The organism is Limosilactobacillus rudii, from assembly GCF_014145455.1.
Classification (GTDB): domain Bacteria; phylum Bacillota; class Bacilli; order Lactobacillales; family Lactobacillaceae; genus Limosilactobacillus; species Limosilactobacillus rudii.
The window spans coordinates 249,661-271,236 of record NZ_JACIVB010000054.1; the positions used below are offsets into that span (position 1 = coordinate 249,661).

At 39.5% G+C, this 21,576-nt stretch carries 21 protein-coding genes; 18 read left to right on the plus strand and 3 right to left on the minus strand.

From position 1 onward, the window contains the following. The first annotated feature begins 32 nt into the window (after window positions 1-32). From H5S39_RS06790 to H5S39_RS06805, 4 genes are all read left to right on the plus strand, one after another. Entirely contained in the window at window positions 33-899 is an 867-nt protein-coding gene (locus tag H5S39_RS06790) for a TrmH family RNA methyltransferase (protein WP_182596333.1), read from the plus strand. A gap of 323 nt (window positions 900-1,222) precedes the next feature. Continuing rightward, window positions 1,223-2,407 carry a sensor histidine kinase gene (locus H5S39_RS06795; RefSeq protein WP_182596334.1) on the plus strand — a complete coding sequence of 395 codons (1,185 nt, stop codon included), beginning with the start codon at window positions 1,223-1,225 and terminating at the stop codon, window positions 2,405-2,407. After that, complete coding sequence (locus H5S39_RS06800) at window positions 2,407-3,024, plus strand: response regulator transcription factor (RefSeq protein WP_231832866.1); 618 nt, start codon at window positions 2,407-2,409, stop codon at window positions 3,022-3,024. Before H5S39_RS06795 ends, H5S39_RS06800 begins: the two co-directional genes overlap by 1 nt. Window positions 3,025-3,075: 51 nt before the next feature. Continuing rightward, window positions 3,076-3,705 (plus strand): GyrI-like domain-containing protein, encoded by a 630-nt coding sequence (locus H5S39_RS06805; protein WP_182596335.1) that lies wholly within the window; start codon window positions 3,076-3,078, stop codon window positions 3,703-3,705. A gap of 157 nt (window positions 3,706-3,862) precedes the next feature. On the opposite strand, the gene H5S39_RS06810 is transcribed toward H5S39_RS06805, so the two are convergent. Beyond that, window positions 3,863-4,243, minus strand: a complete 381-nt coding sequence (locus tag H5S39_RS06810; protein ID WP_182596336.1) for a winged helix-turn-helix transcriptional regulator — start codon at window positions 4,241-4,243, stop codon at window positions 3,863-3,865. 147 nt (window positions 4,244-4,390) lie between these two features. On the opposite strand from H5S39_RS06810, the gene H5S39_RS06815 reads away from it, so the two are divergent. Then, a complete protein-coding gene (locus tag H5S39_RS06815; protein WP_182596337.1) occupies window positions 4,391-5,584 on the plus strand; it encodes an oxidoreductase in 1,194 nt (397 codons plus the stop codon). Window positions 5,585-5,673: 89 nt separating this feature from the next. Here H5S39_RS06815 and H5S39_RS06820 read toward each other — a convergent pair whose 3' ends face one another. After that, complete coding sequence (locus H5S39_RS06820) at window positions 5,674-7,077, minus strand: aminotransferase-like domain-containing protein (protein WP_182596338.1); 1,404 nt, start codon at window positions 7,075-7,077, stop codon at window positions 5,674-5,676. A gap of 103 nt (window positions 7,078-7,180) precedes the next feature. Between H5S39_RS06820 and H5S39_RS06825 the strand changes: the two genes are divergently transcribed. From H5S39_RS06825 to H5S39_RS06885, 13 genes are all read left to right on the plus strand, one after another. Then, window positions 7,181-7,867, plus strand: a complete 687-nt coding sequence (locus H5S39_RS06825) for an AzlC family ABC transporter permease (RefSeq protein ID WP_182596339.1) — start codon at window positions 7,181-7,183, stop codon at window positions 7,865-7,867. Next, window positions 7,864-8,190, plus strand: coding sequence for a branched-chain amino acid transport AzlD family protein (locus H5S39_RS06830; protein WP_182596340.1), 327 nt, complete (start codon window positions 7,864-7,866; stop codon window positions 8,188-8,190). The genes H5S39_RS06825 and H5S39_RS06830 overlap by 4 nt, the downstream gene beginning before the upstream one ends. A gap of 249 nt (window positions 8,191-8,439) precedes the next feature. Then, complete coding sequence (locus tag H5S39_RS06835) at window positions 8,440-9,486, plus strand: LysM peptidoglycan-binding domain-containing protein (protein WP_182596341.1); 1,047 nt, start codon at window positions 8,440-8,442, stop codon at window positions 9,484-9,486. Window positions 9,487-9,498: 12 nt separating this feature from the next. After that, window positions 9,499-9,963, plus strand: a complete 465-nt coding sequence (locus H5S39_RS06840) for a hypothetical protein (protein WP_182596342.1) — start codon at window positions 9,499-9,501, stop codon at window positions 9,961-9,963. A 189-nt stretch (window positions 9,964-10,152) separates the two neighbouring features. Continuing rightward, the gene (locus H5S39_RS06845) at window positions 10,153-11,142 is read left to right on the plus strand and encodes an alcohol dehydrogenase catalytic domain-containing protein (protein WP_231832867.1); all 990 of its coding nucleotides are present in this window, start codon (window positions 10,153-10,155) and stop codon (window positions 11,140-11,142) included. 12 nt (window positions 11,143-11,154) lie between these two features. Continuing rightward, a complete protein-coding gene (locus H5S39_RS06850; RefSeq protein ID WP_182596343.1) occupies window positions 11,155-11,976 on the plus strand; it encodes a MerR family transcriptional regulator in 822 nt (273 codons plus the stop codon). Window positions 11,977-12,053: 77 nt separating this feature from the next. After that, entirely contained in the window at window positions 12,054-13,565 is a 1,512-nt protein-coding gene (locus H5S39_RS06855) for a TerB N-terminal domain-containing protein (RefSeq protein ID WP_182596344.1), read from the plus strand. 12 nt (window positions 13,566-13,577) lie between these two features. Then, window positions 13,578-14,909: an ATP-binding protein gene (locus H5S39_RS06860; protein ID WP_182596345.1), complete on the plus strand. Its 1,332-nt coding sequence runs from the start codon at window positions 13,578-13,580 to the stop codon at window positions 14,907-14,909. A 38-nt stretch (window positions 14,910-14,947) separates the two neighbouring features. Next, window positions 14,948-17,185, plus strand: a complete 2,238-nt coding sequence (locus tag H5S39_RS06865) for a DEAD/DEAH box helicase (protein ID WP_182596346.1) — start codon at window positions 14,948-14,950, stop codon at window positions 17,183-17,185. A 224-nt stretch (window positions 17,186-17,409) separates the two neighbouring features. After that, window positions 17,410-18,084: a Crp/Fnr family transcriptional regulator gene (locus H5S39_RS06870; protein WP_231832868.1), complete on the plus strand. Its 675-nt coding sequence runs from the start codon at window positions 17,410-17,412 to the stop codon at window positions 18,082-18,084. A 5-nt stretch (window positions 18,085-18,089) separates the two neighbouring features. Continuing rightward, window positions 18,090-18,827: a nucleoside phosphorylase gene (locus tag H5S39_RS06875; protein WP_182596348.1), complete on the plus strand. Its 738-nt coding sequence runs from the start codon at window positions 18,090-18,092 to the stop codon at window positions 18,825-18,827. A 1-nt stretch (window position 18,828) separates the two neighbouring features. Next, complete coding sequence (gene pnuC, locus H5S39_RS06880; RefSeq protein ID WP_182596349.1) at window positions 18,829-19,554, plus strand: nicotinamide riboside transporter PnuC; 726 nt, start codon at window positions 18,829-18,831, stop codon at window positions 19,552-19,554. 73 nt (window positions 19,555-19,627) lie between these two features. Continuing rightward, window positions 19,628-20,479, plus strand: a complete 852-nt coding sequence (locus H5S39_RS06885) for an aldo/keto reductase (protein WP_182596380.1) — start codon at window positions 19,628-19,630, stop codon at window positions 20,477-20,479. Here the strand turns inward: H5S39_RS06885 and H5S39_RS06890 are convergent, their stop codons facing one another. After that, a complete protein-coding gene (locus H5S39_RS06890) occupies window positions 20,480-21,406 on the minus strand; it encodes a magnesium transporter CorA family protein (RefSeq protein WP_182596350.1) in 927 nt (308 codons plus the stop codon). Window positions 21,407-21,576 lie beyond the last annotated feature (170 nt).

A 21,576-nucleotide genomic window follows, 5' to 3' on the forward strand; every position in this document is an offset into this window, starting at 1 on the left:
AAATCCTAATACTACAAAACGAGGAATTCAATATGCATAACTTAATTTATCTTAAAGACTTAACAGGACCTGATTTGGATCCTTATGTCCGGCTCAATGAAGCGCAGCTCTTCCATGCCTTGGAACCCAAACCAGGTTTATTTATTGCAGAAAGTCCGAAGGTAATCGAGCGCGCCTTACGAGCAGGATATCAGCCAGCTTCTCTTTTAATAGAAGAAAAAGTCTTAGATCGCGATTTAGCTGACTTAGATCATGAAATGTTGGTTAACCAGACAAAGGGACTGGGACAAACGCCAATTTATGTGGTTAGTAGTGAGATGATTCGGCAGTTAGCTGGTTATAATCTCTTGCGAGGGGCACTTGCCGCAATGTACCGGGTGCAGCGTCCTAGTCTGGCTAATTTTTTAGCAACAATGCCAAGTGACCATCCGCGTGTGGCAGTTCTTGAAAGCGTGGTTAATCCAACAAATGTCGGGGCAATTTTTCGTTCAGCAGCGGCACTTGGAATAGATGGTGTAATCATTACAAGTGACTCAGCTGATCCCCTTTATCGGCGAGCATCCCGGGTATCAATGGGGACTGTTTTTCAGGTACCGTGGACTTATGTTGATGCGAAGGTTTGGCAAGCAAAAGGGATTGACCTCCTTCATCAGTTTGGTTATCAATCAGCAGCGATGGCACTGCGACATAATACTGTTAATATTGATGATCCACAACTGGATAAGGTAGAAAAACTAGCTATTATCCTTGGCTCAGAAGGTCCGGGCCTCAAAGAAAAGACAATTGCTGAGAGTGACTTTACAATTAAGATTCCAATGGCTACCGGGGTCGACTCCTTGAACGTGGCTGCTGCTTCTGCGCTAGCGTTTTGGGAACTGGGTAATCGAAAAAATAAATAACTGTATGATTGAAAAGTTATATTACCACTTATTCTCAGTCAGGTAAGTGAAAGTTGATTAATTGTATTTCCCGGGAAATTTATTGTTACTTGGCAGTAAAATGTTGTACCGAATATGCGTTAGTAATAAATTTCCTTTTAAGGTAGTGACGTTTTTGTTTTTAGCTTGAATTCGGGCTCTTACTTCTTGAAATGGCAGTAATGTTGATTAATTTTATTATTACTTGTTTGCGCTTGGATTTATATCGGCGAATTAAAAATTGCTTCCTGTGATAAATAACCATATGATAAGTGTAGTTCTGATGAATAGGAAGTAGGGAGCTAATGACACACTGGGATGATAATCAACAAATCAACATCAAAATATACAGATCTGTTCGTTGGATATTTATTTGCTATTTATGGGGAGTTACTTCGATGCTGAGGAGTTCGCTATTTATCGGACCAGTACCGAAGCTTGGCGATTTTAAGTATTTATTAGCGGCAGTTTTTGTTTCCATTATTTTTACTCCTAATTTGATTAAGATAATCCCTCCGTTCTTTTTGGAATTGTTACAGACAATTTCATTTATGATATTAGCTTATGTATATGATGAGCTAGGAATTGTTTTTTCAATGGGATGTATGCCGATGATTTTCTTTGAGGAATTGATTATAAAGTCCAATAAAAAGAAAATTCCAGTGTTAACTTGTACTTTCATTATCTACATTTTAGTAAACGCTTGGGGATGGGAAGCATTTATCTTACAAAGTGAGGCTATCCTTTTCATGTGTATACTAATTAGTTTAGCGTATGTTAATACCTATCGGCGTTTTTCTCAAGAAACGGAATTGCGGGCAAAAAATATTGAGCTGCTAAAGGCTAATGAGCAAATTGAGAAGCTTACGGCAGAAAAAGTCCAGCAAGAAATAGCTAGAGATCTCCACGATACTCTGACACAAGATATTATCGGGATAAATATGGAGCTAGCGGTAATTGGGATACTTGACCAAAAACACGATTACGATAAGCTGTCAAAGCAAATAATAAAAACTCAAGATATGGCGACGGGAGCAATCAAACAGGCGCGGACAATGATTAAGCAGTATCGCGAGGCCCGGTCAACGCCATCTTATTCATCGTTGAAACAGGCAATTATGAAGATTATCGCCGGCTTTAAGGAAAAATATTCCTTAGATACGACATTTACGATAAACAGAGATGTAAAAATTCTTAATGAACAAGTAACAGATATTGAACGGGTGGTGGCAGAAGCGTTGATGAACGTGATTAAGCATGGTAAGACCAAGCAAGCTGCGGTTAACATGGAAATTAATGAGGGCTTGCTGACAGCTAAAATTATTAATCACGGGCAACGGTGGAATCCACGTTCAATGAATAATAATCACTTTGGCATTATCAACATGAAGGAACGAGCTAAAAAATATGGTGGTAATATAGTCCTGCGTTCAAACAAGGGGCGAGGTGTTACGGTAACGGCGACATTTAAGCTTAAGGAGGAAAAGTAATGGCGAAGTCAATAATGATTGTTGATGATCATCCAATTGTCCGTGAAGGATTGAAGATGGTGATTGAAAATACTGATGACCTAGAAGTGACAGCAACTGCTTCAAACGGGAAGGATGCCTTAGAACAATTAGATAAAATGGAAAAACTGCCGGACTTAGTAGTTGTTGACTTGCTAATGCCGACGATGGATGGCGGTTCCTTGATTGATCAACTTTCCAATAAAACGAATATTTTTATTTTATCAACAGAAATTAATGTCAAAATTGCCCAGGAAGTGATAAAAAAGGGCATTCGTGGTTATCTCTTAAAAGATGAGTCACCACTTAAAATTGTCGAGAGTATTCAAAAAATCTTAGATGATCCGAATTATATTGCGATGAGTCCCGAGATTTTGACAACAGTAATGGAAAAAGAAAATCAGGAAATAGAATTAACGGATCAGCAGGTTTCTTTACTTAAAATGATTGCGGCTGGGGATACGAATGCAGATATTGCACGGAAACTATTCGTTACTACCCGCACTGTCAAAAACTACTTAACTGTCATTTATGAAACATTAGGAGTACATAACCGGGCCCAGGCGATTGCGGTTGCAGCAAAGAAAAATTTAATATAAAAAATTTCCCTTTGGTAATCGCCAGCGGGAAATTCAAGAGGAGTAGGTAATATGACTTATGATTTTAAAAAGGAGCAAAAGGAGCTTTATAAACCGGGGAAACGACCAATGGTGATTGATGTTCCGCCGTTAAATTATTTAACTGTTCAGGGACAAGGAGATCCTAACATCGCAGGCGGGGAATATAAAAATGCACTAGAACTCCTTTATGGGGTTGCTTACACAATCAAGATGAGTAAAATGGGTGATTATAAAATTCCCGGTTACTTTGACTTTGTAGTTCCGCCACTGGAGGGTTTTTGGTGGCAACCAGGGCTTAAGGAAATTGATTATCAGCATAAAGAAAAATTTAATTTTATTTCTGCAATCCGTCTTCCTGATTTTGTTACTCCGGCAGTACTTGAGTGGGCAGTTAGAACAGCGACAAAAAAGAAACAAAGGGACTATTCAAAAGTAAAATTTACGTCCATGAATGAAGGCTTATGTGTTCAGGTATTACACGTAGGAGCTTACGATAATGAACCAGCAACGGTTGAAAAGCTTCATGAATTTATCGCCCAAAATAACTTTCACTTAGACATTAATGATCACCGTCGGCACCATGAAATTTATCTGTCCAATCCTAGACGAACAAAGCAGGATAATTTGAAAACAATTTTAAGGTTGCCAATAACAAAATAATTTTATTTGAAAACAGACACCATCTAAGCCTTCAACTTAAGGATGGTGTTTTTGTTTTGGACTATTTAAGTAGATGAATGCCAATCATAAACAATATGATTACTAGAATGACTCATTAAAAACGCTAAAAAATGTTTATGGTTGTAGCAAAAAATCTTTAGTTTGAATTCATAATCGACTTACTACAGTGTTTAATTTCAATATTATTTCCCTGTTTATTAAGGTCAGCCGCTTTATGCTCACCCCATATAGAAAGATCGACAAGGATTTGCCGAAGTGAATAACCATTGTCGGTTAAAGAATAGACAACTTTGGGTGGGACAGTTCCGTAATTAGTTCGCTTGACGATGCCATCATCTTCTAATTCCCGTAATTGCTGGGTTAATACTTTTTGTGAAATACCGGTAAGGTGGCGCATCAATTCACCGTTTCTTCGTTTATGTGTTCCAAGATAGCAGATGATCGATGGCTTCCACTTACCGTTAATTATTTTTAAAGTTAAATTAATTCCCATCGGATAGATTATTTTATCGGTCATTATTTATCCCCCATTAATGGTTACTTATAGGTAACTACAGCACTTTTAAGTGCGTACTTACTTTTTATTACTAACATATTATACTAAGTATTAAATTAACATATTTATTTTAGCTTATGAATTTTATAGGTAAAGAGGGAAAATAAAATGGAAAGACAATTAACTGATAAGGTAACTTTGCGCCACGGGGCAGTATTAAACGATCGGATGGTCATGGCACCAATGGTAACGTTAAGTGGGACTGCTAATGGTGAAGTTACTCAAGAACAAGTTGATTATTATGGACGGCGGTCACAAGTAGCAGGAATGATTATTGTTGAAGCAACATATATCCACCCGAATGGACATACTTTTAAGGGCCACCTTGGGATGTCAAATGATCACTATATTCCAGGGATGAAGAAGCTAGCAGCAGTAATTAAAAAGAATGGTGCTAAGGCAATCCTACAGCTTCATCATGGTGGACGAGAAGCGGCAACCTACTATGATCATGGTGGAATTCCATTGGCACCAAGTGATCTTGATTACCAACACAACGCACATTCTTCAATTGATTACCCAGTTCAGGAGATGACCCTTGAGCAAATTCATAACATTGTCAAAGAATATGGGGCAGCGACTAAGCGGGCAATTCAAGCTGGCTTTGATGGGATTGAAATTCATGGTGCAAATCATTATCTTCTCCAACAGTTCTTCTCTGCTTTAACTAACCACCGAACCGATGAATATGGTGGTAATTTAGCAAACCGGATGCGACTTGATTTAGAGATTGTCGATGAAGTAGTACGGGTTGTTCACGAATATGGGTCAAAGGAGTTTATTATTGGAATTCGGATTAGTCCTAATGAAATCCATGGTGACCGGGTTGGTTTTGACTTTAAGGAAAACCAAGAGTTAATCAAGCAACTCAATACCAAGGATATTGACTATGTTCATATTTCAGGACTGACCGCAAATAGCCTTAGCTTCCGTAATTACCCTGCAGGACAGAAGGAGACTTACACCCAATTATATAAGGATGTTTTGTCACCGGATATTAAGCTAATCACTTGTGGGAGTGTCTTTTCGGTTGATGATGCAAAAGAAGCAGCTGAACAGGCTGATCTTGTTGGAATTGCGCGCGAGGCATTGATCGAACCAGATTACGCGAAGAAACTTCATGCTGGGAAAGCAAGTGAAATTGTTACGACAATTGATCCGACAACGTTTGATTTACTAATGTTTCCTGAAACGTTAAAGGGAATCTTTACCACTGACATTGATAAAGACGATAATGGGAAGGAAAAACACGGTTACTTTGCGGGTAGCCCCTTGCCTAATATTGAAGCAGTAAGAAAATAATTTTAGGATTACCGATAACAAAATAATTAACACCATCTAAACTTAGGAATGGTGTTTTTATTTTGGACTATTTTAAGCAGATTAAACAACTAAATTAGTTTTTTTTCTCCTAAGTACTCTCTTAATTTCTTAAGCCCAGCTAACAATTCATCTCTAGAATTAGTTGCGGAAAGTGACACCCGCAGGAAACTTTCATTAGTAGTGGCCGCGACAGAGAAACGTTGAGAATGAAAACAACGTAAATGGCGAGAGAGGAGTTCCTTTTCAATATCTTTACCGCTTTTCCTACTATTTTTTAAAGGTAGCCGGCGAAAAAAGACGTTATTAGTTAATTCATTGGTCGGAGCAAATGGAAAGACGTGGTTGAATATACTATTCATTTTTTGCGCATAATTAATCTTTTCTTGGATAATTTTTTTAGCAACTCCCGATTGAATAGCATTAGTTGCAATCGCAGTATTAAGGGTTGAAGTCTTAACAGTAGTGTTAAAGAAGCCATTTTCTACCTGCCGCCCCATGGACTTTGGGTAGGCCAAATAAGCGACTCGTAAGCCGGATGTAATAACCTTTGACATGCTACAGACGTAAAAAGTTTGCTGAGGGAGGAGCTGAAATATTTTGGGTGGGCGCGCGGGATTAGCTTTACTAAGAAAGCTCAAATAGTCATCTTCAATGATCTTTAATTGATGGTGTTTGGCTATTTGGGCAATCTCCTGGCGTCGGTGGGAGTCCAAAATTCTACCAGTTGGATTATTATATTCCGGGATAATATATAATCCGTTAATATTATTTAACTTACATATTCGCTCTAGCTCTGCGGGGATCATCCCTTGTTCATCATTTTTAATAGCAATCAAGCGAACCCCATTTAACTTAGCAGTCGCAATGAAATTAGAATAGGTAAACTCATCGACCGCAATTAAGTCACCGGGTGAAAAAATAACATTGAGCAGTAATGACAAAGAGTTTTCGCCACCAGCAGTGACAAGAACATTTTGTTCAGGCAAGAGCGGGTGACCAAGCCAAGTTAAATACTGGCGAAAAGCTGCCTTATCAATATCACGACCAGTTGGAGAAGCGTAAGTTAACAGTTGAGAGGCTCCCAGCGATGCTACCTTACGAAGTGTTTTATCTAGCAGGTAGTTTGTTTGTTCATATGATGCGATAAAACCAAGATCGATCAGGTGTTGCGGGGAAGTGTTAATTGTTAATGGGTCGATACCACTGGGACTGACGTAGGTTCCTTTGCCAGTAATTCCATATGTCAAGCCCAGCTGGGCACTTAATTTGTATACCCGAGTGATAGTCGTGAAGTTAACATCAAGGTAGTCAGCGAGTTCCCGTTGTGGTGGCAACATAGTCCCAGGCAAAAGGGAACCGTCTTCAATCGCTGCTTTTAATTCGTGCAGTAAAGATTTGTAGAGTGGGCGGTTAAGTCGCTCTTTATTTGGGTACCAACTGAGCGGATGGGAGTTAAAGTCATTGATAGGCATAGTTTATATTCTTCCTTTTTATTGTAATACATACAATTTAATTCTTGTATGTATATTAGAATTCTCTTAGAATAAAAGTCAAATCTTTTTGGGAGGAATTGATATGTCAAAGGAAGCTAAATTTGCCCTACAAAAAACACTTCCAGTAATGCTTGGCTTTTTATTCCTTGGGACAAGTTATGGGATGTATATGCATAAGCTTGGTTTTAACTTTTTGTATCCCTTATCGATGGCTGCAATCATTTTTGCTGGTTCAATTGAATTTATTATTGGCAACCTCTTAGTACAACACTTTCAGCCATTGACAGTTTTAATTTTGACTTTATTAGTAAATTCTCGCCATCTGTTTTATGGCATTACGATGTTGAAAAAATATTCCAATACTGGCAAATTCAAGCCGTTTCTAATTTACGGTATGTGTGATGAATCATTTTCCCTGAATGCTACGCTTGAAGTACCGGCTAGCCTAAATCGGCCGTATGTATATTTTTATGTCACGTTATTTAATTACTGTAGTTGGGTTTTCGGCGCCGGACTCGGTGGACTTTTAGGTGGCTTGATCCGCCTTGACTTACAGGGATTAGATTTTGTGATGACGGCCTTATTTATTGTCCTTTTTACGGAACAATTAAAAACAGTTCGGTCACAGAAAAATGCCTTAACTGGGTTTGCGTTTGCGATTGTTGGTTTGATGATTTGCGGACAAAATACTTTTTTATTAATTACCCTTTTATTATTGGTAGCTGCTTTTACGATAAATTATTACCGAAAGGTTGGTGTTAGCAGATGACCCTTACCCAGCAGATGCTATCAATTTTGATTGCGGCCATTGTTACGATGGCGACACGGTTTATTCCGTTTTTAATGTTTAACCAAAGTAAACCCTTATCACCATACATTGAACGGCTTGGGCAATTTTTACCAGCAGCTATCATGGGAGTCCTTGTTGTGTACTGCTATCGTGAAATATCGCTTGCAGAGCCACAGAAGTCATTATTGGAAATCTTAGCCGGAGTATTAACACTTGTCATTCATCTGTGGAAGGGCAATATGCCATTATCGATTTTGACAGGGACTGGTTTTTATATGTTGATGGTTAATCTTTTTTTATAATACTGATGTAAACAAAAAGAGTCATGCTGCAACATGGCTCTCTTGAGATTACTAAGTGTTGTTGATAATGCCTAATCTCATTTGTGACATGACATCAGACACCATCTAAGCCGCTAAACTTAGGGATGGTGGTTTAATTTTATAATTAATTAACTAACTTTGCTAATTATCATCTATTGAATGCCGATATTCTTAGCAGTAAAATAAAATTTGTATTATATAGCTTTTAATATTAGGGGAGAGTATCTTATGAAAATCAATAAAAAGCGACTTACTGCTACACTTATGACAGCAGTTTTAGCTGGTTCAGTGATAGTAGGTTCAGTAGCGATGGCTGATGCTAATAGTGCTAGTGGGTCGCCAGAAGAACAGGCTGATATTACCAATTGGATTGCTAATACGCCTGAACAAATTTCAAATAATATGGCGATGCAACACATTAACACCAATAACTTAAATGGAACTCGGTATGTTATTCAATGGGGTGACACCTTATCAGGGATTTCTGCTGCAACAGGAATTTCAGTTGCTAAGCTTTGTTATGACAATAATATTCAAAATGCTAATTTAATTTTTGCTGGGGATGTTTTAGTCTTAGACCGGACTGGGAGTGTTCCAGCTGGGTATGACCCCAATGTGAACCCATATGCAGTTGCACAAACCAAAGTGACGATTAATAATGGCCCAACAACGGTTAATATTGCAGTACAACCACAGTCAATCGTTAAGAATTATGATCAATCAGATAATTCAAACCATTCAATGACAATCTATAAAGCTGGTACGGCTAATGACAGCAATAATAATGAAGCAAAGGAAAACGAAAATAGTTCTACTAGATCAACTAAGAAGCACCATTCATCATCTATTAGTGCTGCAGATATTGTCAGTGGCTTAACTGACGCAAATGATAATAGTAAATTATCATTTGATGAAGGTGATGGTGGTAGTGATGCTGACGAACTTAATGTTAGTTCAGCTACTATTTTAAAGAATGCTAAAAAAGATAATTATGATGCTATCTTAAGTGAAATTGTAGATGCGCTTGGTTCGAAAGCTAAGAAAGATGTTACTATTTACATTGAAGAAGATGACAACGAGATTCATGTTTATGCTAGTGTAAATGATGACAATAGTAGTAGCGATGAGAGTAGCGTCAAAGATAATAGTGATGATGTAGATAGTAGTAGTGAAAGTGATAGTGACAGCGATAACAGCCAAAGTAGCAGTGATGACGATAGTAGCAGTCAAGCTACCACCAGCGATTATGATACTGACACTTCTGATGATGAATAATAGGAGATAAAGATGCAAAAGAAAACAAAGATTATTCTTTCGGTTGTTATTGCCTTGATCGTTATCTGTGGTGGCTTTTACTTTTATGCTAGTCATTCAGTAGCTAAGCGCCTACCTGGTCATGTTTACGAATATACTTCCGTTTCTGGAAATCGAAATGCTTATATGACATTTGCTAAGAATGGTGACCAAGTTGTTATTACGCCAAACAAGGATGAAGCACTTAAGGCTAATAATAGCAATGATGATTTTCAAGAAGTTTACCAGGATAATGCAAAGAATGGTAAATGGTATTATAAGGCACAAGGAAGTAAGCTGACATTATCGAAACTCCAAGACGGCAAAGTATCTTTGTGGCAATATAATCGAATGTTGGCTCTTGGTAAGAAAATGCGTGCTGGTAGTTTTACTTACCAAATAGCTAATGCCGGTCAAGGGGTTGACCATAAGGCAACAAAATTTGAACAAATTCACTAAAAGATTTTAAGACACAGGGGTTAATAAGTATTATTGACAATGCCTAATCTTATTTGTGATATTGAGACTAAACACCATCTAAACTTAGGGATGGTGTTTTTATTTTTGACATGATTAAAAACTCTTGACTATGACGTTTGGTTACAGTTTATATTTAAAGCATAATCTAGTAAAAAGAGGGCTTTTATAATGACTAAAGATACAATGAAAGCAATTCAACTTACCGAACCATGTCAAGCTAATGAATTGGTACCAACAGAAGTAAACATTCCTGAATTAAAGCCAGGCTATGCCCTGATCAAAGTGAAGGCATTTGGCGTTAATGAGTCGGAAGTAACAAGCCGAAAGGGCGAATCATCGGCTGATTTTAAATTTCCACGAATTTTAGGGATTGAAGGAGTAGGGGTTGTTGAAAAGGTCAACCCCGGTTCATCGTTTAAGCCGGGGCAAAAAGTAGCAACGATGATGGGCGGCATGGGTCGCGCAATTGATGGCTCCTATGCTGAATATATGTTGATTAAAGAGAAAAATCTAATTCCATTTGAAAGTAATCTAGATTGGTCGATTTTAGGGGCTTTGCCCGAAATGCTTCAAACTTCATATGGCTCCTTAATGCAAGGTCTTCAACTTGAAAAGGGTGATTTACTCTTAGTACGTGGCGGCAGCTCAACGGTTGGCTTAATGTCATCAGTTTTAGCTCACCAAATGGGCGCTAAAGTAATTGCTTCGACACGAAACCAAGCTAAGCTAAGCGAGATGGAAAAGTTAGGAATTGATTATCCAGTTTTAGACGACCAAGATTTTGTTAAACGCGTTAACAAAATTGCACCCCATAAAGTTGATAAAGTCCTAGAATTAGTTGGCTTTACTACCCTATTTCAGGATATGAAACTAATTAAGCAAGGTGGCTTTGTTTGTTTTACAGGAGCACTTGGCGGACAGTGGACTTTGAATAACTTTTCGCCATTTATGATTCCAACGGGCGTCTTTCTTACCAGTTATGCTGGTGAGGCGAAGGACTTGCCAACTAAATACTTTAGCCATGTCCTTAAATTGATTGAGGAAAAGAAGTTAGTAGTACCGATTGCTAAGGTCTATCACGGCTTAGATGAGGTTGGCGCTGCCCAGGCTAATCTTGAATCTGGAAAGTTTAGCGGTAAGCATGTTGTCGTCTTGTAAAGGAAAATTCTAATGAAAAGAACAGACTTAATGACCATTTCACAATTTGCCAAGATAGTCGGGACTACTAGGCGGACCCTTATTTTTTATGATCAAAAGGGAATCTTTAAACCGGTTGAAACTATGGATAATGGTTATCGTTACTACTCTTATGGACAAATCTATCAGATAAACTTTATCCTAGGCCTGCGGGAACTTGGCCTTTCAGTAGAAGAAATAAAGGATTACCTAAATGATAATAATTCAGAATCTTTAAATAAAAGGTTAGGGACATTAAAGGAAAAAGTACGGTTACGGATAAAGAGTTTGCAGCAAGTTTTAGCAATCTTAGACCAAAAGGAAGAAAACAATCTTCAATTGGCTAATGTTGATTTTTATGTTGCCAAAAGGTGTTTTTTACCGCTTCGTGATTTTTGGTGTTCAGATTTTAAGGTTGATTGTTCTGAACAAGAAATTGCCCAGGCTTATAGTAGTTTTTACCAGCAGCTTGGGACCGGAGTAATGGCAAATAAAAGTTTATCTGGCTTTTTAACTGATTTGCCCCAGGCACGTGCTAATCAATATGCTGATTCAGGCTTTCGGATAATTAAGGAAAAGTCGTTTGATAACCAAGTAAGGGTTCCGGTTATTAATCAACCAAGTGGCGAATACGTGGTTGCAAAGGTGGAGAATAGTGGTCAGGGAATTGAAAAGGGTCTTGCGGCTATTCGGCAATTAGTTGCTGACGCGCATTTAAAAATCGGTGCTGACCTTTGGCAATTCAACTTAGGAGTTGATGTTAAACATCTCGGCTTAACGGAAAATAGCATTTTAGCCTATCGTATTCTTCATTAAATTAGGCGTTGTTCCTTTATCGAAATTGTAATATAATGGTAGCTATGCGAACAAACGTTCAAAAAAGGAGGGCGATTATGCGGCAGAATAATGAGAAGGCACCACTAGAGCATCTTATCTATGTACCTCCTGTTTCCCCGCGGACTGTTTACCATGATACGCCGTTATCTTTTACCAAGCGGGCCGTTCCTTTTGCTAAGTCACGGCAAATTCCCCAGAAAATTTTAAAAATGAACTCCTTATATGACTATACTTTGCCGCCATTGACCGGTAGAGCAAAGAATTTTTATGTTCAAGGGCAAAATATGGCAAATTATCAAGATGATTATGATTATCAGGGGTCCTTTCATCGCTATTTTCCGGTTTACCATGATATGACGACGGCACAGTTACGCGGGTATTTTACTTGGCGGACTAAGATAAGAGCTGGCAAATATCAAAAGACGTCTGCATCATTTGTGTATGTTTACCTTTACGAATTGATTAATCAGGTTGGGGTTACATCGCCATTAGATGGCTACCATAAATTAATCACCTTTAAAGATAAGTATATGGATTTTATGGATGCACGAATGGTCAAAAATATTGATCAGTGGCTCCGTGATTATGTGATTTATTACCAATTAGGATCTGAATATATAAAAAAACATTTTGCAGATCAAATTGCCGATAATATTGCTTACGGTACACTAGTTGACGTAACCGATATTCCAGCAGGGGATGTATTGGCTGCTTTAGATTCACTATCATCATACCAACTAGATCACTGTCCTCTGAAAAAACAAGATCCGTCCTTATTAGCAGCAATCGTAAAAAGTGTATGGCAACGGTTATGTGCATTACCCGATGAAGATATTTGCAAGGATTTGCTTGGTTGGCAAGGAGAGAGTGTTCAGCGGCCTTTCGCTAATGCCGTGTTTTATAATCAGCAAATTAATCAGCCATTTACTTGTAAAGTAGATGATTATTGCACCTATACTTATCACCAAGGAAAATGGACCTATCAATACTATCTCCCGGCAAAACGTCAGGCCCAAAAAATCGGCAGCCTTTTGCATGAAATTGACCGGTTAATTCGGCAGAAACTGCGGGTGGGGCGGCCATTAAAGCCACGTCCATTACGGGCTAAACTACTTGCAGAAATAAAGCCGGCCATTTTAGCAGCACAACGTCAAGTCGAAGCTGCTCGCCGCCCGAAAGTTAAAATTGATTTAGCTCATCTTGGTCAGATTCGCGCAGATGCTTCTATTACGCAGGAGAATTTACTAACAGACGAGGAACGCAAGGCGGAAAAAGAAGAAGCAGGACAGACTAAGCAACCAGCAACAAACAGTCAGTCACCAATGCCTTCACCACTTAATGACCTTGGACTAAGTGCTGATGAGCAATACCTTTTGACTAAATTGTTAGCGGGAGAAGAGTGGTCAGACTACTTTAAGCAACGTCATTTGATGGTTAGTGTGGTTGTTGATCGTATTAATGACAAGTTATTTGATGAGATTGGTGATACCGTAATTGAATTTGATGCTCAAGATCGTCCCCAAATTATTGAAGATTACTGTGAAGATATAAAGGAATTAATTAGTTAGCGGAGGAGAAAAATGCCAGAAAAACGTAAACGCGTACCTAAGAGAATTGCACAGACAATTTTAAACTCACTTAAGGGTGGGGTTGTCCCCCGGATAGGACTCCCGTATATTACTGTTGGCCGTAAAGATGAGATAGCAGCGTTACTCCATGACGTTGATATTATTTCAGCCGGTGGGGCTTCGTTTCGGTTTATCGTTGGGCGCTATGGTTCTGGAAAAAGTTTTCTCCTACAAGCGATGCGCAACTACATAATGGATAAGGGCTTTATTGTTGTTGATGGTGATTTATCACCGGAACGGCGCTTACACGGTAATAATGGGCAAGGATTAGCAACGTACCGTGAATTGATTCAAAACTTATCAACCAAAACCCGTCCAGAGGGAGGCGCCCTGAACCTTGTTCTTGACCGGTGGATTAATTCGGTTCAAACAAAAGTGGCGAGTGAGCAGGGGATTTCACCAGAAGATCCGGCTTTTTCTTCGGCTGTTGACAAGGAGATTTATAAGGTAATTACTTCACTAAATGAGTTGGTGCATGGCTTTGACTTTGCTAAGTTATTGAATATGTATTATCAAGCATATGTTGATGATGATCAGGAGACAAAGGCAAAGGTTACGAAGTGGTTCCGTGGCGAATATGATCGTAAAACGGATGCTAAAAAAGAATTAGGAATTAATATTATTATTACCGATGATGATTGGTACGAATACTTAAAACTCTTTGCTTCGTTTTTCCGGCAGGCTGGCTATCAGGGCTTGGTAATTATGATTGACGAATTGGTTAATATTTATAAAATTCCTAATAGTATTAGTCGACAGTACAATTACGAAAAAATTTTGACGATGTATAACGATACCCTGCAGGGGAAAGCTAAGTACCTTGGAATTATTATGGGTGGTACGCCACAAGCTGTTGAAGATCGTCGCCGGGGTGTTTATAGTTATGAAGCATTACGCTCGCGTTTATCTGAAGGTAAGTTTTCCCAAGATGGGGCGCGTGATATGTATGCGCCAGTGATTAAACTCGAGCCGTTAACTGCTGAAGAGATGTTAGTATTAATCGAAAAACTAGCTGATATGCACGCCAATCTTTATGGCTATGAACGGTCAATTACTGAAGATGACTTAGCAACTTTTATTAAGATTGAATATGGCCGTATTGGTGCAAGTTCAAACATTACACCACGAGAAGTTATTCGCGACTTTATTGAATTATTAGATATTCTTTGGCAAAATCCTCAGACTGACGTTAAATCATTATTGGAATCCGATAGTTTTAACTACAACCAGTCGTCAGCTGTGTCCAATGATACCGATAAAAATTTTGCAGAATTTAAAATTTAAGAATTAAACATACTAATTTAACGAAGGGAGTGAAATTGATGGATGTGTTTTCGCGATATGCGCCCTTTATTCAGGACTATATTTATAGTCAAGGGTGGCAGAGCCTGCGGGCAATTCAACAGGCTGCAGGAGATGTAATTTTTAATAGGGATGACAATGTATTACTGTCAGCGCCGACTGCATCAGGGAAGACTGAGGCAGCCTTTTTTCCAATTTTGACATTGATGAGTGAAGAGCCGCCTGCTTCGGTTGGTTGCTTATATATTGCACCGCTAAAAGCATTAATTAATGATCAATATCAACGGCTAAGCGACTTATGTCATGAACCGGGCATTCCAGTATGGCGTTGGCACGGCGATGTTGCGCAGTCACAGAAGAGAAAATTACTTCGTCATCCATCAGGTGTTTTACAAATTACTCCTGAATCATTAGAGTCTTTACTGTTAAATAAACATATGGATATTCCTAACCTCTTTGGTGATTTGCGATTTATTGTTATTGATGAGATCCACTCAATGCTGCGGGGTGACCGTGGGGGACAAACCTTTTGCTTAATAGAACGGCTCGCAAAATTAGCTGGTTGCCATCCACGGCGAATCGGTCTCTCGGCGACAATTGGCGATCCGCGTGCAGCCGGACAATTTTTAGCCGCCGGAACTGATAAGGGTACCATTATTCCTAAAATTGCTGATACCCATGAAGTTTGGCGATTATCAATGGAACACTTTTACAAGGATCCGGTTCAGGCCGGTGATGACGCTCAAGAGCGGGATGCCCAGCCCGTTTTAGCAGCGGCAACTGATAAAGCACCCACAATGGCTGATCCGGGATTAGCTTATGTTTTTGAACATACGCGAGGGAAAAAGTGCTTAGTATTTACTAATAGTCGTGAAGAATGTGAGGCAGTATGTCAGTCACTCCGGGCTTATTGTGAAGCTAATCATGAACCCGATCGTTTTATGATTCACCACGGTAACCTTTCCACTGCTTTTCGGCAAACGGCTGAAGAAGCGATGCGGGATGATAATTCGTTAATGACGACCTGTGCGACGGCAACTTTAGAATTGGGGATTGATATTGGTCGACTAGAACGGGCATTTCAGATTGATGCACCCTTTACGGTTTCTGGTTTTCTCCAACGAATGGGGAGAACTGGTCGTCGTGGTGATCCACCTGAGATGTGGTTTGTAATGCGTGAAGAACATCCGGAATCACGGGCAATGTTGCCAGAATTTATTCCGTGGCCGTTAATTCAGGGGATTGCGCTGGTTCAGCTATACCTTGAAGAACGTTTTGTTGAGCCACCACGAACTGGTCGCTTGCCATATAGCTTGCTATACCATCAAACGATGAGTACCCTTGCTTCTAACGGTGAGATGACACCGGCTGAATTAGCCTCCCGTGTTTTGCCATTATCATATTTTCAAAATATTACGCAGGAAGATTATCGAATTTTACTGCGGCACCTAATAGAAATTGACCACCTTCAGCAAACCGAAAATGGTGGCTTGATAGTAGGCTTAGCGGGAGAACGAGTAGTTAATAATTTTAAGTTTTACGCGGTTTTTCAAGAAAATGAAGAATTTAGCGTTCACGCTGGTTCAGAAGAGCTGGGCACGATCGTAAAGCCGCCACCGGTTGGTGATAAGATTGCGATTGCCGGTCGGGTCTGGGTAGTTGAGGATATTGATCGACAACGTCACCAAGTATATTGTCATGAAGTTAAAGGCCGGATTCCTGCTTATTTTGGTGATGTCGCTGGTGATATTCATCCGCGAATTTTAGAGCGAATGCAAAAAGTATTAGCTGAAGACAAGCAATATCCTTACTTAATGGTGAATGCTTCGGCCCGTTTGCGTGAAGCACGAGAAACTGCGCGGGTTGCAGGAATGTTTAACAAACCGCTAATTAACCTTGGCGGTAAGATGTGGTGTCTCTTTCCGTGGACCGGAACCTATTCTTTTCTGGCATTAGAGCGGTTGTTACGCTTAAAGTGTGCTCCGCGATTAGGATTACGTGGTTTTAATTCGGTGCGACCCTACTATATGGAATTTTCAATGGACGCAAGCGAAGATGAATTCTATCAAATAATTGCTGAAGAAGCAGCGAAAGATTTTGATCCGCTTGACCTGGTCTTTGAAAATGAAGTACCGGTTTTCGACAAGTATGATCAATATGTCCCTGATGAATTAATTAAAAAGGGATTTGCCCAGGGAGTCCTCGATATTAATGAAATGCGTCATTGCGTACAGCGAATGATTAAATCTCGGTCATAGGATAATAAAGTTAAAAATACCCCCATAGTTAGATGTCTTCGTTTAACTATGGGGGTATTTTTGTTATCTATATTTAGTGGTTCGGCGTAAATTGTCAACTTAAGGACAAATGTCCCGAAAAACAATTTTTAGTGAACAAAACAGATGATTTTCGGGTATATTAAAGGACAGGTGGCGTAGTAAAATGTAAGCGCTAACTAATATAATAATTATAAAGAGTGAGGATGATACTCTTGGATATTAACAAAGTGTATACAGCAATTAATGCAGATAAACGCGTGCAAGAATTAGTCAAAACGGCACCATTGAATATTATCGAACGGATGCAGGTAAAACACTTTGAAAGTAAACAGTTTATGCTCCATCAGGGAGAGACCTACCAACACACTTATCTTTTAGTTAAGGGGCAAGTAAAGGTATTTTTAAACTCACCTAGTGGAAAGCAAGTTGTCTTGGATGTTTATGATGCGGGGATGTTTCTTGGTGAACAGGAGGCGATCATTAACCGTCCTTATTGTGCATCAATCATTAATATCTCACCAATTACCGTTCTTGTTATTCGTAATCAGGACTTTGTGGAGTGGTCGCAAAAAGATCATCGCTTTGCAAATCGGTTAATTAATAACCTGTCAGAGCAGATTTACCACCTAACAAACCGAATGGAAAGATATAGCATGTATTCGGCAATGCAGCAGATTGGATTATTCTTGTTGCATTGTGATGATAAGAAGACACCGATTACCCGTGAACGGATTTCCTACGAGGTTGATACTTCATACCGTAATATTAACCGCGTGTTAAAACGGTTGGCTGATATTAATGTAATAAAAATTGAACGTTCAATAATTAAAATTACTGATCATCAGACCTTACAACAAATTATCGAAACGGAGGATTAACGATTATGACAGAAGAGCAACAACCACATACTCAATTAACTACGGCGATAAACACTGATAGTGCGGTAATTGTAGGCGATCCTGCAAGGGTTGATAAAGCTGCAAAATTGCTTGATGAAGTGCAAGAGTGGGCCTTTAATCGGGAATATAAATCTGTTATCGGTACATATAAGGGTAAGCGGATATTGATTATGTCAACGGGGATTGGCGCTCCATCAGCAGGAATTGGCGTAGAAGAACTTCATAATGTAAATGTAAATAAGGTTATTCGTGTTGGTTCAGCTGGGGCGATGCAAAGCGGAATTGGCTTGGGTGAATTAATTATTGGTGAAGGAGTCGTAAGAGACGATGGCTTAACGCAGAAATATGTTCCCGGTATTTATCCCGCGGTCCCATCGTTCAAATTAATGGCGCTTGCTCATAAGTATGCGCCGCAAGCCGTCTATGGCATTATTCGGTCCCATGATGGTTTTTATATGGATGATAATGCAAAAAATGAAGCATTTTGGTCAAGCAAGGGAATCGTGGGTGCTGATATGGAATCAGGAGCGTTGATGACAATTGGCCGTCAACGCGGAATGGAAACATTGTCGATCTTAAATAATGTTGTTCTTTATGAAGGTGACCTTGCTGCGGGAGTAAATGACCTTGTCAATGGTGATGATTTAATGGCGCAGGGTGAAACTGCTTCATTGAAATTAGCGCTTGATATCTTGAGTGATCATAGTTTGGAGGAGGACTAACATGACAAATACTACAAGCAATCATGGCTGGCTTTTTACCCAATTGTTCAGTAAATGGAAACGATTTGAGGTAATTTACGTCACAATTTTAATCTTGTTACAAGTCGGGGTATATTTAATTGCGCCGGATAGCTGGATTGGAATGCTCTCCGGGGTCTTTGGAACTTTAGCCCTTGTCTACGGGATGAAAGGACGAAAAGTTACGTTTATCTTTGGGTTCATCCAGTGTGTTGCGATGACTTATATTGCATGGCAGAGTCATACTTGGGGAACTTTCGTGATGGACATTTTCTATGTGATCTCACAACCAATTGGCTGGTTTATGTGGGGTCACGACGATGCTACTAAGCGCTTTAGTCCACGCGTTCGCCGGTGGGTATTTGCCGGGGTAGTAGTTGCCTACTTTATCGGCTGGTACTTTATTGGCCTATTCAATGGTCAGCTTCCTTACTTCGATTCGTTTAACTTGGTCGTAAGCTTTATTGCCCAGTTGCTTTATATCCTTAAATACCAAGAAAACTGGTCATTGTGGATCTGGGTTAATACGGCCAATATTATCTACTGGATTATCTTAGCAATTCGCTTCCAAATGGGTGTTCATATTGGAACATTTGGTGGCGACTTATCACAAATTGCCCTACAAGCAGCCCTCTTGTTTAATTCAATTTATGCAACGAAGGTATGGGCTAGTGGTGAAGCCGATAATGAAGGTGGAACAGTTAAGTAATAAGGTAAAGTGATATTTGAAGCTCAGAATTCGTTTCTGGGCTTTTATAATTTTATGGAGGTAGACAAAAATGATAAATGGCAAGTCAGCGTTAATAACCCTTGCGGATGGTCAAAAAATGCCCCAAGAAGGTTTTGGCCTTTACAAGGTCCATGGTCAAGAAACGATGAATCGGGCAATTAGTGACGCATATCAAGCTGGTTTTCGGTTATTTGATACGGCGCAGCTATATGATAATGAGGCCGAAGTCGGGGAAGCTCTACAACGGCTTAATGTACCCCGTGATGAATATTTTGTGACGACTAAAATTGCCGAAGCTAACGAAAGTTATGAAAAAGCGATTGCCTCGGTTAAGGAATCGCTTCGTAAACTAAAATTAGACTACGTAAACCTATTATTAATTCACTGGCCCACGGAAAAATACTTTTTTGAATCGTGGCGGGCGTTAGAAGAGCTAAAAAAGATGGGATTAACGCGGTCAATTGGTGTCAGCAACTATCCACTGATCCACCTGCAATATTTGGCAACGCAGGCAAATGAAATGCCGGTTGTTGACCAGGTTGAGCGTCATCCCTTACTAAACCAAGCGCCATTAATTAAGTTTAATCGTCAGCATAATATCGTTACCCAGGCTTGGAGCCCTCTTGGTCGCGGTAAAATTCTTACGGACCCTGTACTAGAAAAGATTGCCGCAGAACATGGTAAGTCGGTTGCCCAGGTGATCTTACGCTGGCACTTGCAAAGCGGTATCGCCTTTATTCCTAAAGCGGTCACCCCACAGCATATTCAGCAAAACATCGCCCTTAACGACTTCTCGTTAAGTGATATTGAAATGGAACAAATTGCTGCATTGAATAATTTCCAGCGTTTTGGCAAGGAACCGGCATTAGCGTATGAATACAATCATAAGTATGAAACGCGGTAGTCATTTTGTATACTGCTTGCGACGGAGAAAAAAGGCGGCGATAAGGGAGAGAACTAGGGCAATCCCTAGCGTTAGCCAGAAGCCATAAAAACTATCCTTCCACGGTAAGCCGCCAACATTCATCCCCATAAAACCAGTCACTAATGCTGCAATAGCGATGATAAGCCCGGCAGAATCCAGAAATTTCATTAAGCTATTTAGGTGGTTATCCATCATCGCGGTGAAAAGGTCACTGATGGATGTTAATAGGTCACGAAAAATGTGGATAGTTTTAGTCAATCGTCGTTGCTGCACCGCTAGTTCGAGTTGCTGCTCTAAGGGGAAGTCCCAGCAGCAATCATCTTTGAGAAAGGCAGCGATTGTCGTCGCCTGATCATTCATTGTATGCTCAAAAAAGACTAGCCGCCGGGTTAATGTCGTTAAGTCACGTAAAGCCTGGTTATTAAAACCGCTTCTTGCCAACTTGTCTAAACGGTCAATTTCCTGTTTATACCCGTGTAGCGTAGCCATTAAGACTTTTTGGCAGGCAACAATATAGTTAATCAAAATCATTGAGAGACTATTAGCGCCTTTTTGCAGTATCTCCCTAACCGTTTTTTCGCTGTCAGTACAGATAATTAGGTGACGGGCATCAAAAATAACTAGTGATGGGGAGAGTTGGCTTTCGATTTTGTGACGTGAAGCGATAAAGTCATAGATCACTAAAATTGATGGATTTTCTAAAACGTCACTAGCAGTGTGGTGAAAGCGGGAGACCTCCTCTGGGGAAGAGCAATATTGAAAAGAGAAGGGGCTGAGGTCAAAGCAATGACACACCTGTTTAATTTCTGTGGCGGTTGGTTGAATCATTAGAACCAATTCGACGGTATTTAGCGGTAGGTTACTTTCCTTAATTCCACTGGACGTAACAGTATATTTATTAATCATTTATCATTACCTCGCTGATTGAATGCGGTATCATCTAAGAATATTATTTCAATAATCAACGAAAAATTTTTGTAAAAAAGTACAAGAGAAAGTAAAAGAGTTAAAGCTTACCTTAACTTGCGTATTTTCTAAATCAATCATGATAAAATAACGATACGCAGTTCACTAGC

Excerpts from the sequence above, each read along its gene's own strand:
- H5S39_RS06790 (WP_182596333.1), top strand. The coding sequence starts at position 33 with ATGCATAACTTAATTTATCTTAAAGACTTAACAGGACCTGATTTGGAT.
- H5S39_RS06795 (WP_182596334.1), top strand. The coding sequence starts at position 1,223 with ATGACACACTGGGATGATAATCAACAAATCAACATCAAAATATACAGA.
- H5S39_RS06800 (WP_231832866.1), top strand. The coding sequence starts at position 2,407 with ATGGCGAAGTCAATAATGATTGTTGATGATCATCCAATTGTCCGTGAA.
- H5S39_RS06805 (WP_182596335.1), top strand. The coding sequence starts at position 3,076 with ATGACTTATGATTTTAAAAAGGAGCAAAAGGAGCTTTATAAACCGGGG.
- H5S39_RS06810 (WP_182596336.1), bottom strand. The coding sequence starts at position 4,243 with ATGACCGATAAAATAATCTATCCGATGGGAATTAATTTAACTTTAAAA.
- H5S39_RS06815 (WP_182596337.1), top strand. The coding sequence starts at position 4,391 with ATGGAAAGACAATTAACTGATAAGGTAACTTTGCGCCACGGGGCAGTA.
- H5S39_RS06820 (WP_182596338.1), bottom strand. The coding sequence starts at position 7,077 with ATGCCTATCAATGACTTTAACTCCCATCCGCTCAGTTGGTACCCAAAT.
- H5S39_RS06825 (WP_182596339.1), top strand. The coding sequence starts at position 7,181 with ATGTCAAAGGAAGCTAAATTTGCCCTACAAAAAACACTTCCAGTAATG.
- H5S39_RS06830 (WP_182596340.1), top strand. The coding sequence starts at position 7,864 with ATGACCCTTACCCAGCAGATGCTATCAATTTTGATTGCGGCCATTGTT.
- H5S39_RS06835 (WP_182596341.1), top strand. The coding sequence starts at position 8,440 with ATGAAAATCAATAAAAAGCGACTTACTGCTACACTTATGACAGCAGTT.
- H5S39_RS06840 (WP_182596342.1), top strand. The coding sequence starts at position 9,499 with ATGCAAAAGAAAACAAAGATTATTCTTTCGGTTGTTATTGCCTTGATC.
- H5S39_RS06845 (WP_231832867.1), top strand. The coding sequence starts at position 10,153 with ATGACTAAAGATACAATGAAAGCAATTCAACTTACCGAACCATGTCAA.
- H5S39_RS06850 (WP_182596343.1), top strand. The coding sequence starts at position 11,155 with ATGAAAAGAACAGACTTAATGACCATTTCACAATTTGCCAAGATAGTC.
- H5S39_RS06855 (WP_182596344.1), top strand. The coding sequence starts at position 12,054 with ATGCGGCAGAATAATGAGAAGGCACCACTAGAGCATCTTATCTATGTA.
- H5S39_RS06860 (WP_182596345.1), top strand. The coding sequence starts at position 13,578 with ATGCCAGAAAAACGTAAACGCGTACCTAAGAGAATTGCACAGACAATT.
- H5S39_RS06865 (WP_182596346.1), top strand. The coding sequence starts at position 14,948 with ATGGATGTGTTTTCGCGATATGCGCCCTTTATTCAGGACTATATTTAT.
- H5S39_RS06870 (WP_231832868.1), top strand. The coding sequence starts at position 17,410 with ATGATACTCTTGGATATTAACAAAGTGTATACAGCAATTAATGCAGAT.
- H5S39_RS06875 (WP_182596348.1), top strand. The coding sequence starts at position 18,090 with ATGACAGAAGAGCAACAACCACATACTCAATTAACTACGGCGATAAAC.
- pnuC (WP_182596349.1), top strand. The coding sequence starts at position 18,829 with ATGACAAATACTACAAGCAATCATGGCTGGCTTTTTACCCAATTGTTC.
- H5S39_RS06890 (WP_182596350.1), bottom strand. The coding sequence starts at position 21,406 with ATGATTAATAAATATACTGTTACGTCCAGTGGAATTAAGGAAAGTAAC.